Below are 19,806 nucleotides of genomic sequence, written 5' to 3'. Positions count from 1 at the left end.
TTCGGTGCCGTTTAAAATAATTTTTTACCAACGTCGTTGTTTACTTTTCAATGGTAAATAACCAATCGTCTTGCGACGGCATTTGCAAATAAAAACCGTTTTGTTTAATTTGTTCCATCACTTCCTGGTTATCCGCATTTATAAGTGTTTTTTGGCCGGCTAAATTAAAAAGCATGACAAACGCCGGCGTGCCAAAAGCTTCGCGTAATGCACTTGGTAAATCGGAAAAATCATCGCGTTTTGCTATATACAAGTACATCCCTTCTTTCTTTTTACTTTTATAAATTGCACATAACATACAGAATTCCTTGAAAAAATAAAAAATCCCAAGGATTCTATAATCTCTTGGGATTTCTTGTAAAGAATTAATGCCAAAATTATTTAGAAGTGTCTTTAACTTCTTTATTTTGTTCGGAAACGGCGTCTGCTGCTTTTTGTGAAGCTGCTTCTCGCATTTCAGTGGCTTTAGCTTCTGCGGCATCTTTCATTTCATTGGCTTTTTCCATTGCCGCGTCTTTCATTTCTGCTGCTTTTTCTTCGGCTGAATTTTTCATTTCAGTCGCTTTTTCCATCGCCGCATCTTTAATTTCGCCGGCTTTTTCTGCCGCAGAATCTTTTATTTCATTGGCTTTATCTATTGCAGCGTCTTTCATTTCACCCGCTTTTTCAGACACAGTGTCTTTTGAATCAGCCATATTTTGATTCACATCTTGAGTTGTTTGCGTTGCCGCATCTTTCACTTCGGCAGTATTATCTTTTTTTGCTTGATCACAAGCAGTTACCGCAAATAAAGCGCTCAACACCAATGTTGCTAATAATGATTTTTTCATTGTTTCCCCTAATCTTAAGTAATTATATCTAATGATATAAGTATTTCGACATTGTATTATGATGAATATAGCTGACTGAAATATAACAAGATATTTGTTATAACCAGCATATTCGTAAAATTAGACTATAATAAACGGCGTAAAGTTCACTGTTACGCCGTTTTTATTGCTCGAATTGAAGATTATTTATTCTTCGATAGAACGCAATAATTCGTTAATTCCCACTTTACCCAGTGTTTTGGCGTCTACTTTTTTCACAATGACCGCGCAATAAAGACTGTATTTGCCGTCTTTTGACGGAAGGCTGCCGGAAACCACAACGGAACCCGCAGGTACGCGACCATAATGGATTTCACCGGTTTCGCGATCATAAATTTTAGTCGATTGACCGATAAATACGCCCATGGAAATCACACAGCCGTCTTCAACAATCACACCTTCAACCACTTCGGAACGCGCGCCGATAAAACAGTTATCGCCGATAATCGTCGGATTGGCTTGTAACGGTTCTAACACGCCGCCGATACCCACACCGCCTGATAAATGAACATTTTTACCGATTTGCGCGCAAGATCCCACCGTTGCCCAAGTATCCACCATGGTGCCCTCGCCTACATAAGCACCAATGTTAACGTAAGACGGCATTAAAACCGCATTTTTTGAAATGTACGCACCTTTGCGCACTGTCGCCGAAGGCACGACACGGAAACCTTCCTGCGCAAAACGTTCTTCGGTATAGCCGGCAAATTTCAACGGTACTTTGTCATAATATTTGGTTTCGGCACCGTCAATGAGTTCGTTCTCATTAATGCGGAATGATAATAAAACGGCCTTTTTCAGCCATTGATGCGTTACCCATTCGCCGTTAATTTTTTCGGCTACACGGAATTTACCGCTGTCTAATCCCTCGATCACTTCTTCAATCGCCGCTCTTGTCGCCGCATCCACTGTTTTAGGTGTAATATCGGCACGGCGTTCAAACGCTTCTTCAATGACTGCTTGTAAGTTTGACATAGTATTTCCTATAAAAAGTTAATGAAAATTCGCCGTTAATGTTACCATATTTTCAGCAAAACTCACCTGTTTTCTGCATTCGGACGACGGCTTAAATTGAGTTAACATTATTGTGACATCGTCACTTGATAACCTTGTATTTTACAAAAACGATTAAAAATTTAACCGCACTTTTTTGTCCGAACTGCCGCCGATTTTATTGATTATGATAAAATTAATGCGTTGATATATAATATTAAACGTCTTTGGTAGATATAATTCAGTAAAAATAATGCGTAATTTTAACGCAAAAAACTCTCAATTTTTTCACCGCACTTTTTAGGATAAAACAAAATGGATACTTTAGAATTATTGCTACATCGCCGTTCGAATAAAAAGCTGACGCATCCCGCGCCGAATGCCGAGCAGCTGGCGCAAATATTTCAAGCCGCATTTCGCGCACCGGATCACGGCAAATTACAGCCTTATCGCTTTATTGTTATCGAAGGCGAAGGGCTGAAACGGCTTGAAGTGTTATTAAAAGCGGCGGCGCAAGAGCTGAATTTAGATGAAAAACAAGCGGCGAAAGCGGAAAAAATTTGCGGACAACCGATGGTCATTGCGGTCGTCGCAAAAATTGATAAAACTATCGAAAAAGTGCCGGACTGGGAACAAATGTTAACCGCAGGTTGTGCGACTTACAGCATTCAGCTGGCGGCGCAAAATTTAGGTTTTGATAATGTCTGGATAACCGGAAAATGGGTGGACGGTTCTGCTCTGCGTCAAGCCTTTGAATGCGGCGCTACTGATAAAGTGATAGCATTGGTTATGCTGGGGACGGCGAAAAGTCAACCGGATAAAGAGCCGAAACCTGTCAACCCAGACAAATTTGTGCGCTATCTCTGAGCGTACGATGAAATTTGCAAAGCGGATAAATTTATCCGCTTTTTTCGTTTAATTTTTCGTTTAATTCCGTCCAAATCGGTGTGACGTTTTCAGGTAAAAACAATGACTTACCGATTTCAATCCAACCGCAGGGAAAATGAAAATCCGAACCGACGGAGCCTAACAGTCCGAATTCATTTGCCCAACGCGCCAGTAAATGACGCTGATCCGGCGTTTGTCCGCAACCTGAAACTTCAATGCCGTCCCCACCCCATTGTTTGAATTCGTCAATTAAACGTCGCAACCAGCGGTTCGTCATGGTGTAACGCAAAGGGTGAGCCAGCACGGCCAGACCGCCCGCCTGATGAATAGTTTCAATCGCAAGCGGAATCGTCGCCCAGCCGGATTTAACAAAGCAAGGCTTACCCTGGGCAAGATATTTTTTGAATGCCTGAGCTTCATTTTTCACTTCGCCTATCTGCACCAAATAACGGGCGAAATGCGCGCGGGTGACTTCTCCGTCCGCCAGTTTTTTCGCGCCGTCGAAAGCATTCGGAATGCCGACTTTTTCCAGCTTTAACCCGATTTCCAACGCGCGTTGATGACGCACTTGCGCCTGTTGCTGCAAAAGTGCGGTCAAATTTTGATGAGTTTTATCAAATCCTAATCCCACAATATGAATGCCGCGGTTTTCCCATTCCGTTGACACCTCTACCCCGTTAATCAACCGAATTCCTGCGGATTTCGCCGCAATTCGGGCTTCTGCCAATCCTGAAACGCTGTCGTGATCCGTCAGCGCCAATACGCTAACCTGCTGTTCGGCGGCTCGTTGAACCAATTCCGTCGGTGTTAATGTTCCGTCTGAAGCGGTGCTGTGGGTGTGGAGATCGTAAATTTTTTCCGTCATATTATGGCAATTTAAGATGTAGGATGGCGCATAACAGAAAAGTGCGGTGAAATTTGACCGCACTTTTTGCTTTGCACGAACGCTATTTGATGGCTTGCACCAAAGCTTTGACTAATGCGGGACCGTGATAAATCAATCCGGAATAAATCTGTAATAATTCGGCGCCGGCCGCCATTTTTTCCCGTGCGTTTTGCACGCCGTCGATACCGCCGCTGCCGATAATCGGAATGTCGCCTTTCAGTTCCTGATGCAAACGGCGAATGATTTCCGTACTTTTATGTTGCAACGGTTTGCCGCTTAAACCGCCGATTTCCGTTGCATGTTTCATGCCTTGCACGGTATCGCGGGAAACCGTGGTGTTGGTCGCAATAACGCCGTCCATTTGATGACGGCGAACCGTATCGGCGATTTGCACTAATTCGGCTTCTGTGAGATCTGGCGCAATTTTCAACGCAATAGGAACATATTTGTTGTACTGATCCGCCAGGATTTTTTGCCGCTGTTTGATACCTTTCAGCAAATCGTCCAATGCGTCACCGTATTGTAAAGTCCGCAAATCCGGCGTATTCGGAGAAGAAATATTCACCGTAATGTAATCCGCATAATTGTAAGCTTTATTCAGGCAGAAAATATAATCGTCTTTGCCGTGTTCAATAGGGGTAATTTTATTTTTACCGATATTGATTCCCAAGGTGCCGTCATAATGGGATTTATTGACATTTTCGATAAGGTGATCGATACCGTAATTATTAAAACCGTTGCGATTAATAATTCCTTCCGCTTCCACAATCCGGAATTGACGCGGTTTGGCATTGCCGTCCTGAGCCAACGGCGTAACGGTACCCACTTCGATAAAGCCGAAGCCCATGGCGCCGAAACCGTCAATCGCTTCGCCGTTTTTATCCGCGCCGGCGGCTAATCCGATAGGATTTTTAAACTTCACGCCCATGACCGTTTTTTCCGCTCCCTGCGGGCAAGCGAGCAACGCTTTCAATGCGCGGTTCAACAGCGGATAGCCGGCTATATGCAACGCTTTTATCACCAGATCGTGAGCGGTTTCAGGTTCTAACGCAAAAATGCCTTTCCGAATAAGTGAATATAACATTTTATGTTCTCTACGTTTCTCTATACTTTACGGTTAACTATAAAATTTGTTCGCTCAGGCGTTTAACGCTTTGTCAATTTTTTCGTATAAATCTTTAGACAGATCTTCCACTTCGCTTAAACGTTCCAGTGCGCGTTTCATTAAGGTCTGACGCTGGCTGTCATAACGATTGAAGCGAATAAGCGGTTCGACTAAGCGCGCCGCCACCTGCGGATTGGTTTCGTTCAGCTTAATCAAAATGTCGGTCAGGAAGCGATAACCCGAACCGTTCGCGGCATGAAACGCTTTTAAATTTTGGTTGGCGAAACTTGCCACCAACGCGCGTAAGCGATTCGGATTATTAAAGTTGAAACTCGGATGCAGCATGAGATGCTGCACCAATTCCAAGACATTGCTGTCCGGACGGGTTGCCTGCAAGGCAAACCATTTATCCATAACCAGTCCGTCATGTTGCCATTTTTCTTCAAAATCGCGCAGTAGGTTTTCACGACAGCCTAGCTGAGCTTTGGTTGCCGCCGTTAATGCGGCCAGCGTGTCCGTCATGTTATTGGCATGCAGATAATGCTTGTTGACAATTAAATTGCCGGTTTCCGTGAAAGCTAAGTATTGCAGGCAAATATTTTTCAAACTGCGCAAGGCAATGTCCCGAATATCGATACGATATTCTTCCTGCTGAATGGCATTATAGGTTTCAAGTAGTTGAGCTCGTAAATTTTCCGCAATAGTACGTTGCATAAAATCGCGCACGGCAACAATGCCGTCCGGATCAATGGTTTTGAATAGCTCGGCAAATTCCGTTTCTTTCGGCAAAGTCAGAATCAGCGTGGTAAGTTCCACATTCTCTTTGTAATTGGCCAACACGTGGGAAAGTGCGGTCAAAATTTCCGCAGAAAATGTGAGTTCTTCACCTTGCTGACTGGCGGTTAAATTGCGGCGCAATTCCGCGGCAAACAGCATTTGCATCGCGTCCCAACGAACAAATTCGTTTTGTGCGAATTTCAATAAGGTAATCAGTTGTTCCGTGCTGTAATGATAATCCAGCTTCACCGGCGCCGAAAAATCACATAATAACGCCGGCACGGGACGTGAACTGACGGAATGGAATTCAAATACCTGCTCTTTTTGTGTTACGTTCAGGACATCACTTACCACTTCGCCGTTGTTCAGCAAGGTAATCGGAATGCCGTTTTTGTCGTATAAGGCGATTTTTAACGGAATGTGCAAATTCACTTTATCCATTTGATCCGCCGTCGGCGGCGTCAGTTGCGAAACAATCAGCTGATAAGTATGTTTTTTCTCGTCGTAGCTGTCGGAAATCGTTAATTTAGGCGTACCGGATTGACTATACCAACGGCGGAATTGTGTTAAATCCACGCCGGATGCGCGTTCCATCGCCGAAACAAAATCTTCGCAGGTGGCAGCTTTATCGTCATTTTCCGCAATATAAAGCTGCATACCTTGTTGGAAGCGTTTTTCACCTAGTAACGTGTGCATCATACGAATGACTTCCGCCCCTTTTTCATAGATGGTCATCGTATAGAAGTTATTCATTTCCAACACTTTTTCCGGACGAATCGGATGAGACATCGGACTGGCGTCTTCGGCAAATTGCGCGGTGCGCAGGAATTTGACGTTATTAATGCGATTTACCGCACGGGAACCGGTATCCGATGAAAATTCCTGATCGCGGAACACCGTCAATCCTTCCTTCAAACTTAATTGAAACCAATCCCGGCAAGTGACGCGGTTACCGGTCCAGTTATGAAAATATTCATGTCCGATCACCGATTCAATCGCCAAATAATCTTCATCCGTCGCCGTTTGCGCATTGGCAAGTACATATTTGGAATTGAATATATTTAGACCTTTATTTTCCATGGCGCCCATATTGAAGAAATCTACCGCCACAATCATGTAAATATCCAGATCGTATTCCAGTCCAAACCGCTCCTCATCCCATTTCATGGCTTTTTTCAGGCTTTGCATCGCCCAATCGGCGCGATTCAGATTGCCGCGATCTACATAAAGTTCCAATGCCACTTTGCGTCCGCTGCGGGTGGTAAATTCATCTTGCAACACATCAAAATCACCTGCGACCAATGCAAATAAATAACTCGGTTTCGGGAACGGATCCTGCCATTCCACCCAATGTTGACCTTTATCCGATTCACCGCTTGCAATACGGTTTCCGTTGGAAAGCAAAATCGGATAACGGGTTTTATCCGCAGTAATTTTTACCTGATAACGCGCCAATACGTCCGGGCGGTCTAAAGAATAAGTAATCTGGCGGAAACCTTCCGCTTCGCATTGAGTACAAATTCCCTCGCCCGATTGGTATAAACCTTGTAATGAAGTATTTTCGGCGGGCACCAGAATTGTCACAATTTCGAGCTCAAAATCTCCCGCACTTTCTTCGGGTAAAGTCAAAGTTAAACTTTCGCCGTCTTGTTTATAAGCGGAAAAATCGCTACCGTTAAATTTAATTGAAGCGAATTGGAAACTGTGGCCGTCTAAACGCAGGGTTGTGCTTTCGGAATTAAGACGTTGGAACCGGGTTTTAGCGGTAACCACGGTGTGTTGCGGATCGAGTTGAAAATCAAGGAAAATATCTGTTGCGGTGAAATCAGGGGTTTTATAATCTTTGCGGTATTTAGCTTTCGCGTGCATAAAAACATCCGTTAAACGATAAAAAATTTCTGTTTAGGATAAATTTTTTAAGGCAAAGTTGCAAAGTATTTTTAAATTTTCATTGCGGCAAGAATCCTGTAAAATCTTGTCTTACGAAAATAAGGAACAGTCATGAAAAAAGATATTCGATTTTATCTTATCCGCCACGGCAGAACGGTTTGGAACGAACAGGGCTTAATGCAGGGATGGGGCAATTCCGACCTGACCGAAGAAGGCGTAAAAGGCGCAAAACTCACGGGATTGGCGCTAAATGATGTGCCGTTTGTCGCCGCCTATTCAAGCTGTCTGCAACGTACTATCGATACCGCCAATCATATTTTAGACGGACGGAACGTACCGCTTTTTCAGCATAACGGGTTAAACGAACATTATTTCGGTTCTTGGGAAGGCACTAATGTGGAATTAATCCGTCAAACCCAAGAATTCCAACAAATGGTTTCGGATCCGGTTAATTACAAAGCGCTGACCAACGGCGGCGAAACCTGGGAACAGTTAGCCGACCGCACCACGAAAGCCATCGATGACATTATCCAAATTCATGATAACGGCAATATTTTAATCGTGTCTCACGGGCATACCGTGCGTTTATTAATGGCGATATTCGGCGGCGCCACCTGGCAGACCCATCGCGATCCCGGCAGAAGCGAAGCGATGAAAAATACGTCGATTAATATCGTACGTTACGTTCGAAACGGACAAGCGGATTCGGGGCGATTTATCGTGGAAAAAGTTAACGATACCCGTCATTTACAATGATGAAAAAGGCGCTTAATGGCGCCTTTTCATTTTATCTGATTTTCACAATAACTGTAAAAATTCGCCTACAGTGTGAAAGGAACCGAATAATATCACTACGTCATTTTTATGGGATTTTTTGACCGCACTTTTTACCCCCTCTTGCACCGAACGGCAGATTTCCGGGCGTACGTCAGGGGCGATTGTCCGAAGTTTTTGACTTAGCGACTCCCCTGTTTGTCCGCGATCGCCCGTTAAGGTGACGCAAATCCATTCGTCTATAACCGGTAACAAAGGCGTCAGCACGCCGGCGGCGTCTTTATCCTTCAAAATTCCGCAAACCGCAATAATTTTGCCTGAAATCCGAGAACGAAGTGCGGTCAATTTTTCGCTTAAATATTTTGCGGCATGCGGATTGTGCCCTACATCAATGATAAATTGCGGTAAAGCCTCTACAGGCTTGTTTGTTAATTCCGCAAGGGTTGATAATTGTGTCGATTTAATCGTTTGAAAGCGTCCGATCAATTCCACTTCCCGCAAAGATTGACGGATAACCGCTTCCGAAATATTAAAAGGCAACGCTTGAACGGCAGCTAATGCTGTCGCCGCATTGGGCAACGGAATGTCGCAAAACGGCAAATTTTCTAACCGCACTTTAGCATTTTGCCATGTCCAGGATTCCGCCTGCTGTGTAAACGACCAATCGGCATTTCTACGTGAAACCGCACATTTCAGTTGCATTGCCTGTTCCAGCATGCTGTGCGGACAATCAGGCTCTCCGATAATCACGGGCTTACCGGCACGGAAAATACCGGCTTTTTCGAATCCGATTTTCTCGCGGGTATCGCCTAAAAAATCCACATGATCGATATCGACACTGGTAATAATCGCCATGTCGGCATCCACAATATTAGTGGCATCCAAACGACCGCCCAACCCGACTTCCAAAATTGCCACGTCAACTTTGGCCTGCTTGAATAAATGCAATGCGGAAAGCGTACTGAACTCGAAATAAGTGAGAGATTGACTTTTGTGTTCATTAATAAAAGCAAAAGATACGGTGTGTTGTGAATCCGGTAATTCCTGATTTTGGATTCTCACTCGTTCGTTATAACGAAGCAAATGCGGTGACGAATAAACACCAACCCGATAACCGGCATTAATCAGCATCGTTTCCAATAAATGACAGGTCGTTCCCTTGCCGTTTGTTCCGCCCACAGTCACGACATAAGGTGCAGGACGTAATAAATCCAACTCCTGTGCAACGGTTTTAACCCGTTCCAGACCCAAATCGATAGCTTTAAAGTGGCTATTTTCCAAATAAGAAAGCCACTCGTTCAGTGGCGAAGTGGCTTTTAAATGATGTTGCATGATTTTACCTAGTCAGCAATAATTTCAGGTTCTAAAAATGGTGACGGTTTATTCATTAACTTGCTCAATATACTGGCTAGTTTTTCACGCATTTCAGAACGTTTGACGATCATATCAATGGCGCCGTGTTCCAACAAAAACTCGGCACGTTGGAAGCCATCCGGCAATTTTTCACGTACGGTTTGTTCGATAACGCGCGGACCGGCAAAACCGATTAAAGCTTTCGGCTCGGCGATGTTTAAATCACCTAACATGGCGAAACTGGCGGATACGCCGCCCAAAGTCGGATCCGTTAATACGGAAATGAACGGTATGCCTTTTTCTTTCATTTTCGCCAGTACGGCACTGGTTTTTGCCATTTGCATTAAGGAAATTAAGGCTTCCTGCATGCGGGCGCCGCCGGAGGCGGAAAAACAGACGAAAGGACAATTATTTTCCATGGCTTTTTCTGCGGCGCGAACAAATTTTGCTCCGACTACGGAACCCATAGAACCGCCCATAAAAGCGAAATTTGATGCGGCGGCCACAATCGGCATGCCGTATAATGTACCGGACATAGCAACCAATGCGTCTTTTTCGCCGGTATCTTTTTGTGCGGCGGAAAGACGATCTTTATATTTCTTTAAATCTTTAAATTTTAAAATATCTTTCGGTTCTAAATCCGCTGCGATTTCCGTCATGCTGTCTTTGTCCAGCAGGTATTCCAAACGCTCGCGGGCGTCAATACGCATATGATGACCGCATTTCGGACAAACTTCTAAATGGCGTTTTAACTCATCGCGATATAAAACCTGTTCACATGCCGTACATTTCGTCCACACGCCTTCCGGCACGTTTGCCCGGCGGGAATCCGAAGACGGCTTTTTGCTAAAAATTTTATCTATCCAGCTCATGTTTAACCTGTTAATCAATGAAAATTCAGCGTATTAAACCACAATTTCCGGCATTATGCCAGTAAGCTTTAATCGGTCGTTAATTTAGCTGCGCATCCTCTACTAAATTGTCGCATTCCCATCCTTGATATTCCCCGGAAAACTCTTTTGCCAGATATTCAAAAGATTCCACATAAACGAAAATATCGCTGTTATCCAACGTCAGTTCCTGCTCCAGTTTTAATATGTAGACCTCGTCATCCTCGTCATCAAGACGCACGGGCTGATCCGTGTACTGAATTTGATTAAACGGAATATCGCTTAATCCCATTTTTTCGATAAAAGCCTGCATTTTTTCTTTCTGATCGAAATGGAAGCTATGTTCTACCAAATAGGTATCGCTTAACGAACGGTTATTTTGTGTCAGCATTTCAATCACTTCTTCCGTCGCATTAATTTTCATTTCTAACGGTGAAGGCAGCAGAAAATCAAAATACAAATCCCAATCCCCATCACGCTGAACTTCTACATTGTCCACTTCTTCAAACTGTGCCAGGACGGACTGAAATGCATCGCTGTCCCGGGTATAAAAATACAAACGCGCCATACCGTCGCTGATAATATGCCCGGCAAACAAAGTATTCGGTAACGCGGATAATTGGGTTAATACCTTAAAAATTTTACGAATTAGCGTTTGGTATTCATCCGCTATCGGCAATCCGCTTTCATCCTGTTGATAAGGCAATGAAAATTGCACCACAGAACTTAACTGCGGATTCGGATAAGCGGTAAATAAGGCAAGGTTTGCGGTAAAAATCGCAATGTTATCATTCAATAATGAACGATAAGTTTGCCAGTTTTGTTCCTTTTCCGTATCAGTCATCAGCTAAATACCGCCCAAATCGGTGCATGATCCGAAGGTTTTTCCATGCCTCGGATAGTTAAGTCAATGCCGGTTTCCGTGCAATGTTCCGCTAATTTTGTATTGGCCAAAATATGATCGATTCGCAACCCGCGGTTTTCGTTAAAGCCTTTGGAACGATAATCGAACCATGAGAATTTGTCGCTTACCGTCGGATTCAATTTGCGGAAAGTATCTTCTAAACCTAAATCGTATAAATGCTGATACCATTCCCGTTCTTCCGGTAAAAACGAACATTTGCCCGTGCGCAACCAACGTTTACGATTTTCTTCGCCGATGCCGATATCCAAATCCGTCGGACTGATATTCATATCGCCCATAATCACTACGTTATCGCAAGGCAAATCCTCCGCCACATAACGACGTAAATCCGCATAAAATTTTGCCTTTGCCGGAAATTTGGTTTCGTGCGCGCGACTTTCGCCCTGCGGGAAATAGCCGTTAATCACGGTTAAGGAGCCGAAATCCGTATCAAAATCCGCCATAATAATGCGGCGTTGCGCATCTTCGCCGTCGGTCGGAAAACCGCGACGCACGGCTTTCGGTTCCTGCTTGGTCAATAACGCCACACCGTAATGGCCTTTTTGCCCGTAATGAAAAACGTGATAACCCAAATCCGCTACAAGTTCATAAGGAAATTGTTCGTCCGCCACTTTGATTTCCTGCAAACCTAAAATATCAGGCCGATGAATATCAATAACTTGTTCTAACTGATGAGGTCTGGCGCGCAACCCGTTAATGTTAAAGGAGATAACTTTCATAACATTCCTAATTGGTCAAAATTGCCGGTTATTATACTGGTTTTTCGCACAATTACGAAACTTGATTATAAAATCTTTTTGCCGTTTTAAGACCGAACATATTCCTAAAAAAACGATCATTTTTGTGACCGCACTTTTATGTTATGATCGCGCCGATTTTTTGGAAAAAGGATAAGCTTATGTCTTTACTTTCGCTCGAACAGGCATTAGAACAAATGCTGTCCGTCTTACCTTCCCCGACAAAAACGGAAACCCTTGCCATCCATCAGGCGGCCAATAGAATTTGTGCAAAAGATATGATTTCGCCGATTAACGTTCCTTCTTTTGATAATTCGGCAATGGACGGTTATGCCGTCCGTTTGGCGGATTTAGCGCAATCCATGACGCTGTTCGTTGCGGGAAAATCCTTTGCCGGCAAGCCTTTTGAAGGAGAATGGAAAGCGCAAACTGCGGTCAGAATTATGACCGGCGCCGTGATTCCGGAAGGTGCCGATGCCGTAGTTATGCAGGAAGAAGTTAACGTGAATGCCGACGGTTCGGTAACCTTCACTACTCTGCCTAAATCAGGCCAAAATATTCGCCGTATCGGTGAAGATGTAAAACAAGGTGATGTCGTGCTAAAAGCCGGTACAAAGTTAAACGCCGTGTCGTTGCCGTTGCTCGCTTCGTTAGGTATTGTAGAAGTCGACGTATTTACGCCGTTAAAAGTTGCCGTGCTGTCCACCGGCGACGAACTGGTCCCTGTCGGACAACCTTTAAAGCAAGGGCAAATTTATGATACCAACCGATTCGCCGTAAAACTTATGCTGGAAAAGTTACACTGTGACGTATTGGATTTCGGTATTTTGCCGGATAATCAAGCCGAATTCGAAAAAGCCTTTCTGACGGCGCAGGAACAAGCGGATTTGGTGATTACCAGCGGCGGCGTTTCGGTGGGCGAAGCGGATTTCACCAAAACCGTACTTGAAAAAGTCGGACAAATCAACTTCTGGAAACTGGCGATTAAACCCGGCAAACCTTTTGCCTTCGGCCGTTTAAATAATGCGTGGTTCTGCGGGCTGCCGGGCAATCCGGTATCCGCTTTAGTCACGTTTTATCAGCTTGTTCAACCCGTTATCGCCAAACTATCCGGCTTAACCTATTCGCAACCCACACGACTTCAGGCCGTTGCCGCGACTAAGTTGAAAAAATCACCTGGGCGTTTGGATTTCCAACGGGGTTTTTATCATGTCAACGAAAACGGACAGTTGCAGGTTCAACCCGTAGGCTTCCAAGGCTCGCATTTGTTCGGTTCTTTTGTGAAATCCAATTGTTTTATCGTGCTTGAACGGGAACGAGGCAATGTGGAAGCCGGTGAAACCGTAACGATTGAATTATTTAATGAATTATTGGCATAACCCATGGCTGAGTTAAGTTATCAAGAAGAATTGCGTTACAACCGTCAAATTATTCTGAAATCGGTGGATTTTGACGGACAGGAAAAATTAAAAGACAGCCGCATGCTGATCGTCGGTCTGGGCGGTTTAGGTTGCGCCGCCGGCCAATATTTAGCGGCCGCCGGAGTGGGACATTTAACGCTGCTGGATTTTGATACGGTAACCTTGTCGAACCTGCAACGGCAAGTGTTACATAACGATAGCCGGCTGGACATGCCGAAAGTGGAATCCGCCAAAATTTCGTTGGAAGCGTTAAATCCTCATGTTGAAATCCGCACCGTTAACGGTTTGCTCAGTGAAGAAAAACTATCGGAAATCGTACCGCACTTTGATGTCATTTTGGATTGTACCGATAATGTCGATGCCCGAAATCAGCTTGATCGCTGCTGCGAACGGGCAAAAATCCCGTTAGTTTCCGGGGCGGCAATTCGTTTTGAAGGGCAAATTTCCGTCTTTACCTACGAACCGCATACGCCGACTTACCGCCGGTTAAGCCGGCTTTTCGGCGATACCGCCTTAAGTTGCGTAGAAGCCGGCGTAATTTCGCCGATTGTGGGCGTCGTCGGCGCATTGCAGGCATTGGAAGCCATCAAAGTGCGGTTAAAAATCGGCACGAATTTATGCAGTCGCTTATTGATGATCGACGGATTGAATATGACGTTCCGGGAAATTAACCTTCCCTCTCAGTAAAATATTTTAAGGAAATGCTATGACGGCAAAATTTGATTTATCCGATGTGGAATTTCATTCTTTCCATTGGGATAATTTCAACCGCGACGTATTGAATGCCCATAAAAAAGTGATGGCTCATTTCGGACTGAACGTAATTTACACGGAAGAAAATATGGAACACGGCGAATGGCTTGATCGCGTCATGAGCCGGGCGACAAAAAATGTTGTGGCGATTATAGAACCGGATTGTATTCCGCTTAATCGCGAAATTATTGAACAGTCCGCGGAATTCGTATACAAAAATAACACTTTTCTGGGGCCGGCTCAGGCTTCCAATCATATTTATCCCGGCAGCCATATTTTCGCGTCACCCGCTTTCTTTTTTATGGCGACGGATTGCTATAAACGCATGGGATTTCCTTCGTTTAAATTAAATGATCGGTCCGACGTAGCGGAAGAAGTTGCCTATCGGGCGGAAAAATTAGGCGTTCCATACCGCGCCTTATATCCGACACATTACGAGCGGGAGCCGTTGGAAGGCATTTGGCGTTTAGGTAATTACGGATATTACGGGATCGGAACGGTTTTCGCAGGCAGTATTTATCATCTGTTTCAAAGCCGTTTCGAACAAAATGTTAAACTCTTTTTACAACATTGCGACGAAGTGATAAACGACCGTTTTTCATTGGACGCATTCCGTTGCTCGACGGTATTGTCGCCGCCCGAACGTCAAATGCCGTTACCGAAACCCAAACCGCTTGTTAAACGCATCCGAAAACGGCTTAAACGGGGTTTGTATACTAAAAATAAATTTATTTAAAAGGCACAATACGACGTTGAAGTTTAAGATATTTACGATACGGCGTCGTCACGATTTTCCGAACAGCATCAAAAAGCGATTTCGGTTCGATATAAGGACGCACTTTTTTAAGGTGTGCCCTTTCCATTTCCAGACTGCTCAATAACGTTACATTGTTTTTATTATAAAACGAATCCTGCACGCAAACCGCCGGATAGAGCTGCACAAGCTGAAAATCCGGATTTTTCAGTAAATCGTCAAATAAAATCAAATCAATCGCTTTTAAGGTATGCGCCAGTCGCGTTCTAACATAACGTAATAATGCTTTCGCTGTGGCATGAGAAATGATATAACCCGCCATACCGATATGCGCGCGGCCGACCGTCAACCGCATAAATTGACGGGATTGATAAGCTTCTATTTGAGGTAACGGTTTAAAATTGGTCTTTCCTAACGCCGTTTCCAGTTTAAGAATAGTCGGCCGTGATAAATCAAAACGCGCTTCAAACCATTGATAATCGGACAAAAAATCGCTTGCATTTTCGCCCAGTAAAATATCATCTTCAAAAATGGCGATATAAGGCAAATTTTCATCGAGACATTTCTGCCATAAAGAAACATGGCTCATAAAACAGCTTTTTTCACCTGCCGTTAAGTGTTCCGCTTGTTGTAAATTCGGGACAAAACGACGCATTGCGGCGTCTAAGCCTGCATCAGGCGAAATAGCGTCAAAAAATTCAAACGACACATTCTGTTTTTGAAATACGTTTTGGATGTGTTGGCGTCGAGAAACCGCTGTCGGTAAACTTATAACATAATTTACATTATTCAAACGACGATCCTTTAAGAATACAGTACTCAGCTATAGTTATTATTAAAGTCGCTATTATACATATTTTTTAACTTTTAAGTAAAAATAAAGTAGAATACGTTTATTTTGGATTAACTTAGGATTTCGTATGGCCCGCAAACCCGTAGAACTAGATTTTGAATCCGCGCTGATACAACTGGAAGCGGTGGTAACCAAATTAGAAAGCGGCGATTTACCGCTTGAAGCCGCCTTAAAAGAATTTGAAGCCGGCATTAAATTGGCCAAACAAGGACAAGAACGGTTACAACAGGCGGAACAGCGAATTCAGATCTTGCTGCAAAAAAGTGATACTGCGCCTTTAACGGATTATTCCGCGGACGAATAATATGTACGATTTTCAACAAAATTTATCACAAATTCAGCAGCGAATTAATGCGTTTATGGAAACCCAATTCGACGACATTCACGCCTCCGGTTCGCCACTGGCGGAAGCGATGAAATACGGGTTATTGCTTGGCGGAAAACGCATTCGTCCGTTTTTGGTTTACGCTACGGGAAGTATGCTTGGTGCGGATTTAAACGCCTTGGACCATGCGGCGGCGGCTATTGAAAGCGTCCATGCCTATTCATTGATTCACGACGATTTGCCGGCAATGGACAACGACGAACTGCGCCGTGGTAAACCTACCTGTCATATTGCTTTTGATCACGCAACGGCAATTTTAGCCGGTGATGCGTTGCAGGCATTTGCCTTTGAAATCATCGAAAAATCTACCGCACTTTCCGCACAACAAAAGTTAAATCTGGTGCGGGAATTAAGCCGTGCCGCCGGCGTTCGGGGCATGTGCTTGGGACAAAGTCTGGATTTAATATCGGAACACAAACAAGTTACGCTTGCCGAATTGGAGTTCATTCATCGCAATAAAACCGGTGCGTTATTAACCGCTGCCCTGATGATGGGATTCATTTGTTCGCCGCATTATGAAAATTATGAACTGGCGTGCCGGCTAAAGCGTTATGCGGAAGCTATCGGACTGGCTTTTCAGGTGCAGGACGATATTTTGGATATTGAAGGTAATCAGGCGGAAATCGGTAAAACCGTGGGCGCCGATTTGAATCTGGATAAAAGTACCTACCCTAAATTACTCGGATTGAACGGTGCGAAACAGAAAGCACAGGAACTCTATCAAAGTGCGGTCAAAAATTTAGATGAAATTTCTTTTGATACCACGGCATTACGCGCATTAGCGGAATTTATTGTTCATCGTAAAAATTAATTATTATGAAATACCCTTTACTTTCTTTCATTAATTCGCCGGACGATTTACGCACCTTAGGCAAAGAACAATTATCGCAGGTTTGCGATGAATTACGGGCTTATTTGCTCGAATCCGTCAGTCAAAGCAGCGGTCATTTGGCTTCCGGACTGGGATGTGTGGAATTAACCGTCGCCTTGCATTACGTTTATAAAACACCTTTCGACCAATTAATCTGGGATGTGGGACATCAGGCTTATCCTCATAAAATTCTGACGGGACGCCGCGACAAAATGTCGACTATTCGCCAGAAAGACGGGCTTCATCCGTTCCCGTGGCGCGAGGAAAGCGAATTTGACGTGTTAAGCGTCGGCCATTCGTCAACCTCCATCAGTGCCGGATTAGGCATTGCCGTCGCCGCGCAAAAGGAAAACGCCGGACGCAAAACCGTGTGCGTAATCGGTGACGGCGCGATTACCGCAGGTATGGCGTTTGAAGCGCTGAATCACGCCGGCGCATTACATACTGATATGCTGGTTATTCTCAACGACAACGAAATGTCGATTTCAAAAAATGTCGGCGCGTTGAATACTCATCTTGCTCGCTTATTTTCCGGATCGTTCTACTCTACGGTGCGCGACGGCAGTAAAAAGATTCTGGACAAAGTCCCGACCGTAAAAAATTTCATGAAGAAAACCGAAGAACACATGAAAGGCGTGATGTTCTCGCCCGAAAGTACCTTGTTCGAAGAACTCGGTTTTAACTACATCGGACCGATTGACGGTCACAACATCGAGGAATTGGTTGCCACCCTTAGCAATATGCGCGAATTAAAAGGGCCGCAATTCCTGCATGTTCGGACTAAAAAAGGAAAAGGCTACGCGCCGGCGGAAAAAGACCCGGTTCGTTTCCACGGCGTACCGAAATTTGATCCGATTTGCGGCGAATTGCCCACATCCGGCACAACACCGACCTATTCGAAAATTTTCGGGGATTGGTTATGCGAAATGGCGGAACAAGATCCATATATCGTGGGCGTCACACCGGCGATGTGTGAAGGTTCCGGCATGGTGGGATTTTCCAAACGTTTCCCGGAACAATATTTCGACGTTGCCATTGCCGAACAGCATGCCGTAACCTTTGCGGCGGGTTTGGCCATCGGCGGTTATAAACCGGTGGTGGCGATTTATTCCACCTTTTTGCAACGCGCTTATGATCAGCTGATTCATGATGTGGCGATTCAAAATCTTCCCGTTCTGTTCGCCATCGATCGCGCAGGCGTTGTGGGGGCGGACGGGCAAACCCATCAAGGCGCATTTGATATCAGTTTTATGCGTTGCGTACCGAATTTAATCATTATGACGCCGAGCAACGAAAATGAATGCCGTCAAATGCTGTATACCGGTTATCGTTGCGGAAAACCGGCGGCGGTGCGTTACCCTCGCGGCAATGCCGTCGGTGTGGAACTGGAACCGTTACAGGAATTAGTGATCGGTCAGTCAAAATTGATTCGTGAAGGTAAAAAAATCGCAATCTTAAACTTTGGAACGCAGCTTTCTTCGGCAATCCACGTCGCCGAAAAATTAGACGCGACAGTGGTGGATATGCGGTTTGTGAAACCGATTGATGAAAAGCGCATTTTAACCGTAGCCCAAAACCATGAGCTGATTGTGACGTTGGAAGAAAACGCCATTCAGGGCGGCGCGGGTTCCGCAGTGGCGGAAGTGCTAAATTCTCATCAAAAATCGACCGCACTTTTACAGCTCGGATTGCCCGATTTCTTCATTCCTCAAGGCTCGCAACAAGAGATTCTGGCGGATTTGGGACTGGACGAAAAAGGCATTGAAGAAAAAATCCGACATTTTTTTACAATTTGTTGAAAAAATCTTGAACTATTCTTTATTGGACGAGTCTGAGATATTGCTAGTGCACTGCTATTGAGAAATATCAGTTGTCTTTTTTAAATTTTCTTAATTTTAAGATTCGCCGCTATCCTGTTGATAGCGGTTTTTTTATGGTTGATTTTAAGATAATTCCGCCAGCAGCTCATTCACGAATATCGGCACGATTTCCGTCGCTTTCCCGTATTTTTGCCGTGAAAACTGCGAACGCGTCAAACTGGGCTCCAGATTTAATTCTATGGTTTGCGCTCCGAAACGATTGGCTTCCTGCACAAATCCCGCCGCCGGATAAACATTGCCGGACGTACCGATAGCGATAAAATAATCGCATTCGGAAAGTGCGGCGTAAATTCGGTCCATTTCTAACGGCATTTCGCCGAACCAAACAATATGCGGACGTAAACGATGAGGCGGCGAACAACAATCGCAACGATCCTGTTCCGCCACATCCCGTTCCCAATGATAGGTTTTCCCCGACCATTCACAGCGTACGGTCAATAAATCGCCGTGCATATGAATTAAATTTTTCGATCCGGCCCGCTCATGCAAGTTATCCACATTTTGCGTCACCAAGAGAAAATTATCGCCTGCCGCCCGTTCCAATTCGGCTAAGGCAAGATGCGCCGCATTGGGTTTCACAGCCGGATCAAAAAGCTTTCTCCGTCGTTCATTATAAAAATTCTGTACTAAAGTCGGATTGCGCAAAAAACCTTCGGGTGTCGCGACATCATCCACTTTATGGTTTTCCCACAAACCGTCTGCCGCCCGAAAGGTGCGAATCCCCGATTCTGCCGAAATTCCCGCGCCGGTCAGCACCACTATTTTTGGTTGTTTCATCTTAATCTCCTTATTCCGATTCATT

20 protein-coding genes are annotated in these 19,806 nt (G+C 44.6%); 8 read left to right on the top strand and 12 right to left on the bottom strand.

What is annotated here, in order from left to right; translation table 11 throughout:
- Nucleotides 1-40: 40 nt before the first annotated feature.
- From P7M01_RS01755 to dapD, 3 genes are all read right to left on the bottom strand, one after another.
- Complete coding sequence (locus P7M01_RS01755; protein WP_202937541.1) at nt 41-298, bottom strand: YcgL domain-containing protein; 258 nt, start codon at nt 296-298, stop codon at nt 41-43.
- 79 nt (nt 299-377) lie between these two features.
- Entirely contained in the window at nt 378-830 is a 453-nt protein-coding gene (locus P7M01_RS01750; RefSeq protein ID WP_317475298.1) for a hypothetical protein, read from the bottom strand.
- Between the two features lie 186 nt (nt 831-1,016).
- Nucleotides 1,017-1,844 carry a 2,3,4,5-tetrahydropyridine-2,6-dicarboxylate N-succinyltransferase gene (gene dapD, locus P7M01_RS01745; RefSeq protein ID WP_202937539.1) on the bottom strand — a complete coding sequence of 276 codons (828 nt, stop codon included), beginning with the start codon at nt 1,842-1,844 and terminating at the stop codon, nt 1,017-1,019.
- Between the two features lie 333 nt (nt 1,845-2,177).
- Between dapD and P7M01_RS01740 the strand changes: the two genes are divergently transcribed.
- Complete coding sequence (locus P7M01_RS01740) at nt 2,178-2,729, top strand: NAD(P)H nitroreductase (protein WP_317482848.1); 552 nt, start codon at nt 2,178-2,180, stop codon at nt 2,727-2,729.
- A gap of 31 nt (nt 2,730-2,760) precedes the next feature.
- Here the strand turns inward: P7M01_RS01740 and rnm are convergent, their stop codons facing one another.
- The 3 genes from rnm to pepN form a co-directional block, all read right to left on the bottom strand.
- On the bottom strand, nt 2,761-3,615 hold the full coding sequence (rnm, locus tag P7M01_RS01735) for an RNase RNM (RefSeq protein WP_317482847.1): 855 nt from the start codon (nt 3,613-3,615) through the stop codon (nt 2,761-2,763).
- A gap of 82 nt (nt 3,616-3,697) precedes the next feature.
- Complete coding sequence (pyrD, locus tag P7M01_RS01730) at nt 3,698-4,720, bottom strand: quinone-dependent dihydroorotate dehydrogenase (protein WP_317482846.1); 1,023 nt, start codon at nt 4,718-4,720, stop codon at nt 3,698-3,700.
- 54 nt (nt 4,721-4,774) lie between these two features.
- Nucleotides 4,775-7,387, bottom strand: a complete 2,613-nt coding sequence (gene pepN, locus P7M01_RS01725; protein WP_317482845.1) for an aminopeptidase N — start codon at nt 7,385-7,387, stop codon at nt 4,775-4,777.
- A 132-nt stretch (nt 7,388-7,519) separates the two neighbouring features.
- Between pepN and P7M01_RS01720 the strand changes: the two genes are divergently transcribed.
- Nucleotides 7,520-8,164 (top strand): histidine phosphatase family protein, encoded by a 645-nt coding sequence (locus P7M01_RS01720; RefSeq protein WP_317482844.1) that lies wholly within the window; start codon nt 7,520-7,522, stop codon nt 8,162-8,164.
- 42 nt (nt 8,165-8,206) lie between these two features.
- On the opposite strand, the gene folC is transcribed toward P7M01_RS01720, so the two are convergent.
- The 4 genes from folC to xthA form a co-directional block, all read right to left on the bottom strand.
- Entirely contained in the window at nt 8,207-9,514 is a 1,308-nt protein-coding gene (gene folC, locus P7M01_RS01715) for a bifunctional tetrahydrofolate synthase/dihydrofolate synthase (protein ID WP_317482843.1), read from the bottom strand.
- A gap of 8 nt (nt 9,515-9,522) precedes the next feature.
- The gene (gene accD / locus P7M01_RS01710) at nt 9,523-10,407 is read right to left on the bottom strand and encodes an acetyl-CoA carboxylase, carboxyltransferase subunit beta (RefSeq protein WP_317475305.1); all 885 of its coding nucleotides are present in this window, start codon (nt 10,405-10,407) and stop codon (nt 9,523-9,525) included.
- Nucleotides 10,408-10,486: 79 nt separating this feature from the next.
- On the bottom strand, nt 10,487-11,269 hold the full coding sequence (locus tag P7M01_RS01705) for a TIGR01619 family protein (RefSeq protein ID WP_317475306.1): 783 nt from the start codon (nt 11,267-11,269) through the stop codon (nt 10,487-10,489).
- Entirely contained in the window at nt 11,269-12,069 is an 801-nt protein-coding gene (gene xthA / locus P7M01_RS01700; protein ID WP_202937530.1) for an exodeoxyribonuclease III, read from the bottom strand. Before xthA ends, P7M01_RS01705 begins: the two co-directional genes overlap by 1 nt.
- 179 nt (nt 12,070-12,248) lie before the next feature.
- Here xthA and moeA point away from each other — a divergent pair, with 179 nt between their 5' ends.
- The 3 genes from moeA to P7M01_RS01685 are packed head-to-tail and all read left to right on the top strand — an operon-like array spanning nt 12,249 to nt 14,997.
- Nucleotides 12,249-13,466 carry a molybdopterin molybdotransferase MoeA gene (moeA, locus tag P7M01_RS01695; protein ID WP_317482842.1) on the top strand — a complete coding sequence of 406 codons (1,218 nt, stop codon included), beginning with the start codon at nt 12,249-12,251 and terminating at the stop codon, nt 13,464-13,466.
- Between the two features lie 3 nt (nt 13,467-13,469).
- Nucleotides 13,470-14,195, top strand: coding sequence for a molybdopterin-synthase adenylyltransferase MoeB (gene moeB / locus P7M01_RS01690; RefSeq protein ID WP_317482841.1), 726 nt, complete (start codon nt 13,470-13,472; stop codon nt 14,193-14,195).
- A gap of 19 nt (nt 14,196-14,214) precedes the next feature.
- A complete protein-coding gene (locus P7M01_RS01685) occupies nt 14,215-14,997 on the top strand; it encodes a hypothetical protein (protein WP_317475308.1) in 783 nt (260 codons plus the stop codon).
- Here P7M01_RS01685 and P7M01_RS01680 read toward each other — a convergent pair.
- Nucleotides 14,990-15,808: a glycosyltransferase family 25 protein gene (locus P7M01_RS01680; protein WP_317482840.1), complete on the bottom strand. Its 819-nt coding sequence runs from the start codon at nt 15,806-15,808 to the stop codon at nt 14,990-14,992. The genes P7M01_RS01685 and P7M01_RS01680 overlap by 8 nt on opposite strands.
- Before the next feature lie 127 nt (nt 15,809-15,935).
- On the opposite strand from P7M01_RS01680, the gene xseB reads away from it, so the two are divergent.
- Genes xseB through dxs form a run of 3 tightly spaced genes read left to right on the top strand, consistent with a single transcriptional unit; the run spans nt 15,936 to nt 18,923 of the window.
- On the top strand, nt 15,936-16,172 hold the full coding sequence (gene xseB / locus P7M01_RS01675; RefSeq protein ID WP_317482839.1) for an exodeoxyribonuclease VII small subunit: 237 nt from the start codon (nt 15,936-15,938) through the stop codon (nt 16,170-16,172).
- A gap of 1 nt (nt 16,173) precedes the next feature.
- On the top strand, nt 16,174-17,064 hold the full coding sequence (gene ispA, locus P7M01_RS01670; RefSeq protein ID WP_317481986.1) for a (2E,6E)-farnesyl diphosphate synthase: 891 nt from the start codon (nt 16,174-16,176) through the stop codon (nt 17,062-17,064).
- Between the two features lie 5 nt (nt 17,065-17,069).
- Entirely contained in the window at nt 17,070-18,923 is a 1,854-nt protein-coding gene (gene dxs / locus P7M01_RS01665) for a 1-deoxy-D-xylulose-5-phosphate synthase (RefSeq protein ID WP_317482838.1), read from the top strand.
- Between the two features lie 144 nt (nt 18,924-19,067).
- Here the strand turns inward: dxs and cobB are convergent, their stop codons facing one another.
- Nucleotides 19,068-19,805: a Sir2 family NAD+-dependent deacetylase gene (cobB, locus tag P7M01_RS01660; RefSeq protein ID WP_317475311.1), complete on the bottom strand. Its 738-nt coding sequence runs from the start codon at nt 19,803-19,805 to the stop codon at nt 19,068-19,070.
- Between the last annotated feature and the right edge of the window lies 1 nt (nt 19,806).

The sequence above is a fragment of the Exercitatus varius genome (assembly GCF_029577735.1).
Classification (GTDB): Bacteria; Pseudomonadota; Gammaproteobacteria; order Enterobacterales; family Pasteurellaceae; genus Exercitatus; species Exercitatus varius.
This window is presented reverse-complemented; position numbering and strand designations above follow the sequence as displayed.

Bases quoted from the DNA above. Each gene is read 5' to 3' on its own strand.
- pyrD (WP_317482846.1), bottom strand. From the start codon at position 4,720: ATGTTATATTCACTTATTCGGAAAGGCATTTTTGCGTTAGAACCTGAA.
- P7M01_RS01705 (WP_317475306.1), bottom strand. From the start codon at position 11,269: ATGACTGATACGGAAAAGGAACAAAACTGGCAAACTTATCGTTCATTA.
- P7M01_RS01750 (WP_317475298.1), bottom strand. From the start codon at position 830: ATGAAAAAATCATTATTAGCAACATTGGTGTTGAGCGCTTTATTTGCG.
- folC (WP_317482843.1), bottom strand. From the start codon at position 9,514: ATGCAACATCATTTAAAAGCCACTTCGCCACTGAACGAGTGGCTTTCT.
- moeB (WP_317482841.1), top strand. From the start codon at position 13,470: ATGGCTGAGTTAAGTTATCAAGAAGAATTGCGTTACAACCGTCAAATT.
- dxs (WP_317482838.1), top strand. From the start codon at position 17,070: ATGAAATACCCTTTACTTTCTTTCATTAATTCGCCGGACGATTTACGC.
- P7M01_RS01720 (WP_317482844.1), top strand. From the start codon at position 7,520: ATGAAAAAAGATATTCGATTTTATCTTATCCGCCACGGCAGAACGGTT.
- pepN (WP_317482845.1), bottom strand. From the start codon at position 7,387: ATGCACGCGAAAGCTAAATACCGCAAAGATTATAAAACCCCTGATTTC.
- P7M01_RS01685 (WP_317475308.1), top strand. From the start codon at position 14,215: ATGACGGCAAAATTTGATTTATCCGATGTGGAATTTCATTCTTTCCAT.
- ispA (WP_317481986.1), top strand. From the start codon at position 16,174: ATGTACGATTTTCAACAAAATTTATCACAAATTCAGCAGCGAATTAAT.
- rnm (WP_317482847.1), bottom strand. From the start codon at position 3,615: ATGACGGAAAAAATTTACGATCTCCACACCCACAGCACCGCTTCAGAC.
- xthA (WP_202937530.1), bottom strand. From the start codon at position 12,069: ATGAAAGTTATCTCCTTTAACATTAACGGGTTGCGCGCCAGACCTCAT.
- moeA (WP_317482842.1), top strand. From the start codon at position 12,249: ATGTCTTTACTTTCGCTCGAACAGGCATTAGAACAAATGCTGTCCGTC.
- accD (WP_317475305.1), bottom strand. From the start codon at position 10,407: ATGAGCTGGATAGATAAAATTTTTAGCAAAAAGCCGTCTTCGGATTCC.
- P7M01_RS01740 (WP_317482848.1), top strand. From the start codon at position 2,178: ATGGATACTTTAGAATTATTGCTACATCGCCGTTCGAATAAAAAGCTG.
- P7M01_RS01755 (WP_202937541.1), bottom strand. From the start codon at position 298: ATGTTATGTGCAATTTATAAAAGTAAAAAGAAAGAAGGGATGTACTTG.
- xseB (WP_317482839.1), top strand. From the start codon at position 15,936: ATGGCCCGCAAACCCGTAGAACTAGATTTTGAATCCGCGCTGATACAA.
- cobB (WP_317475311.1), bottom strand. From the start codon at position 19,805: ATGAATCGGAATAAGGAGATTAAGATGAAACAACCAAAAATAGTGGTG.
- dapD (WP_202937539.1), bottom strand. From the start codon at position 1,844: ATGTCAAACTTACAAGCAGTCATTGAAGAAGCGTTTGAACGCCGTGCC.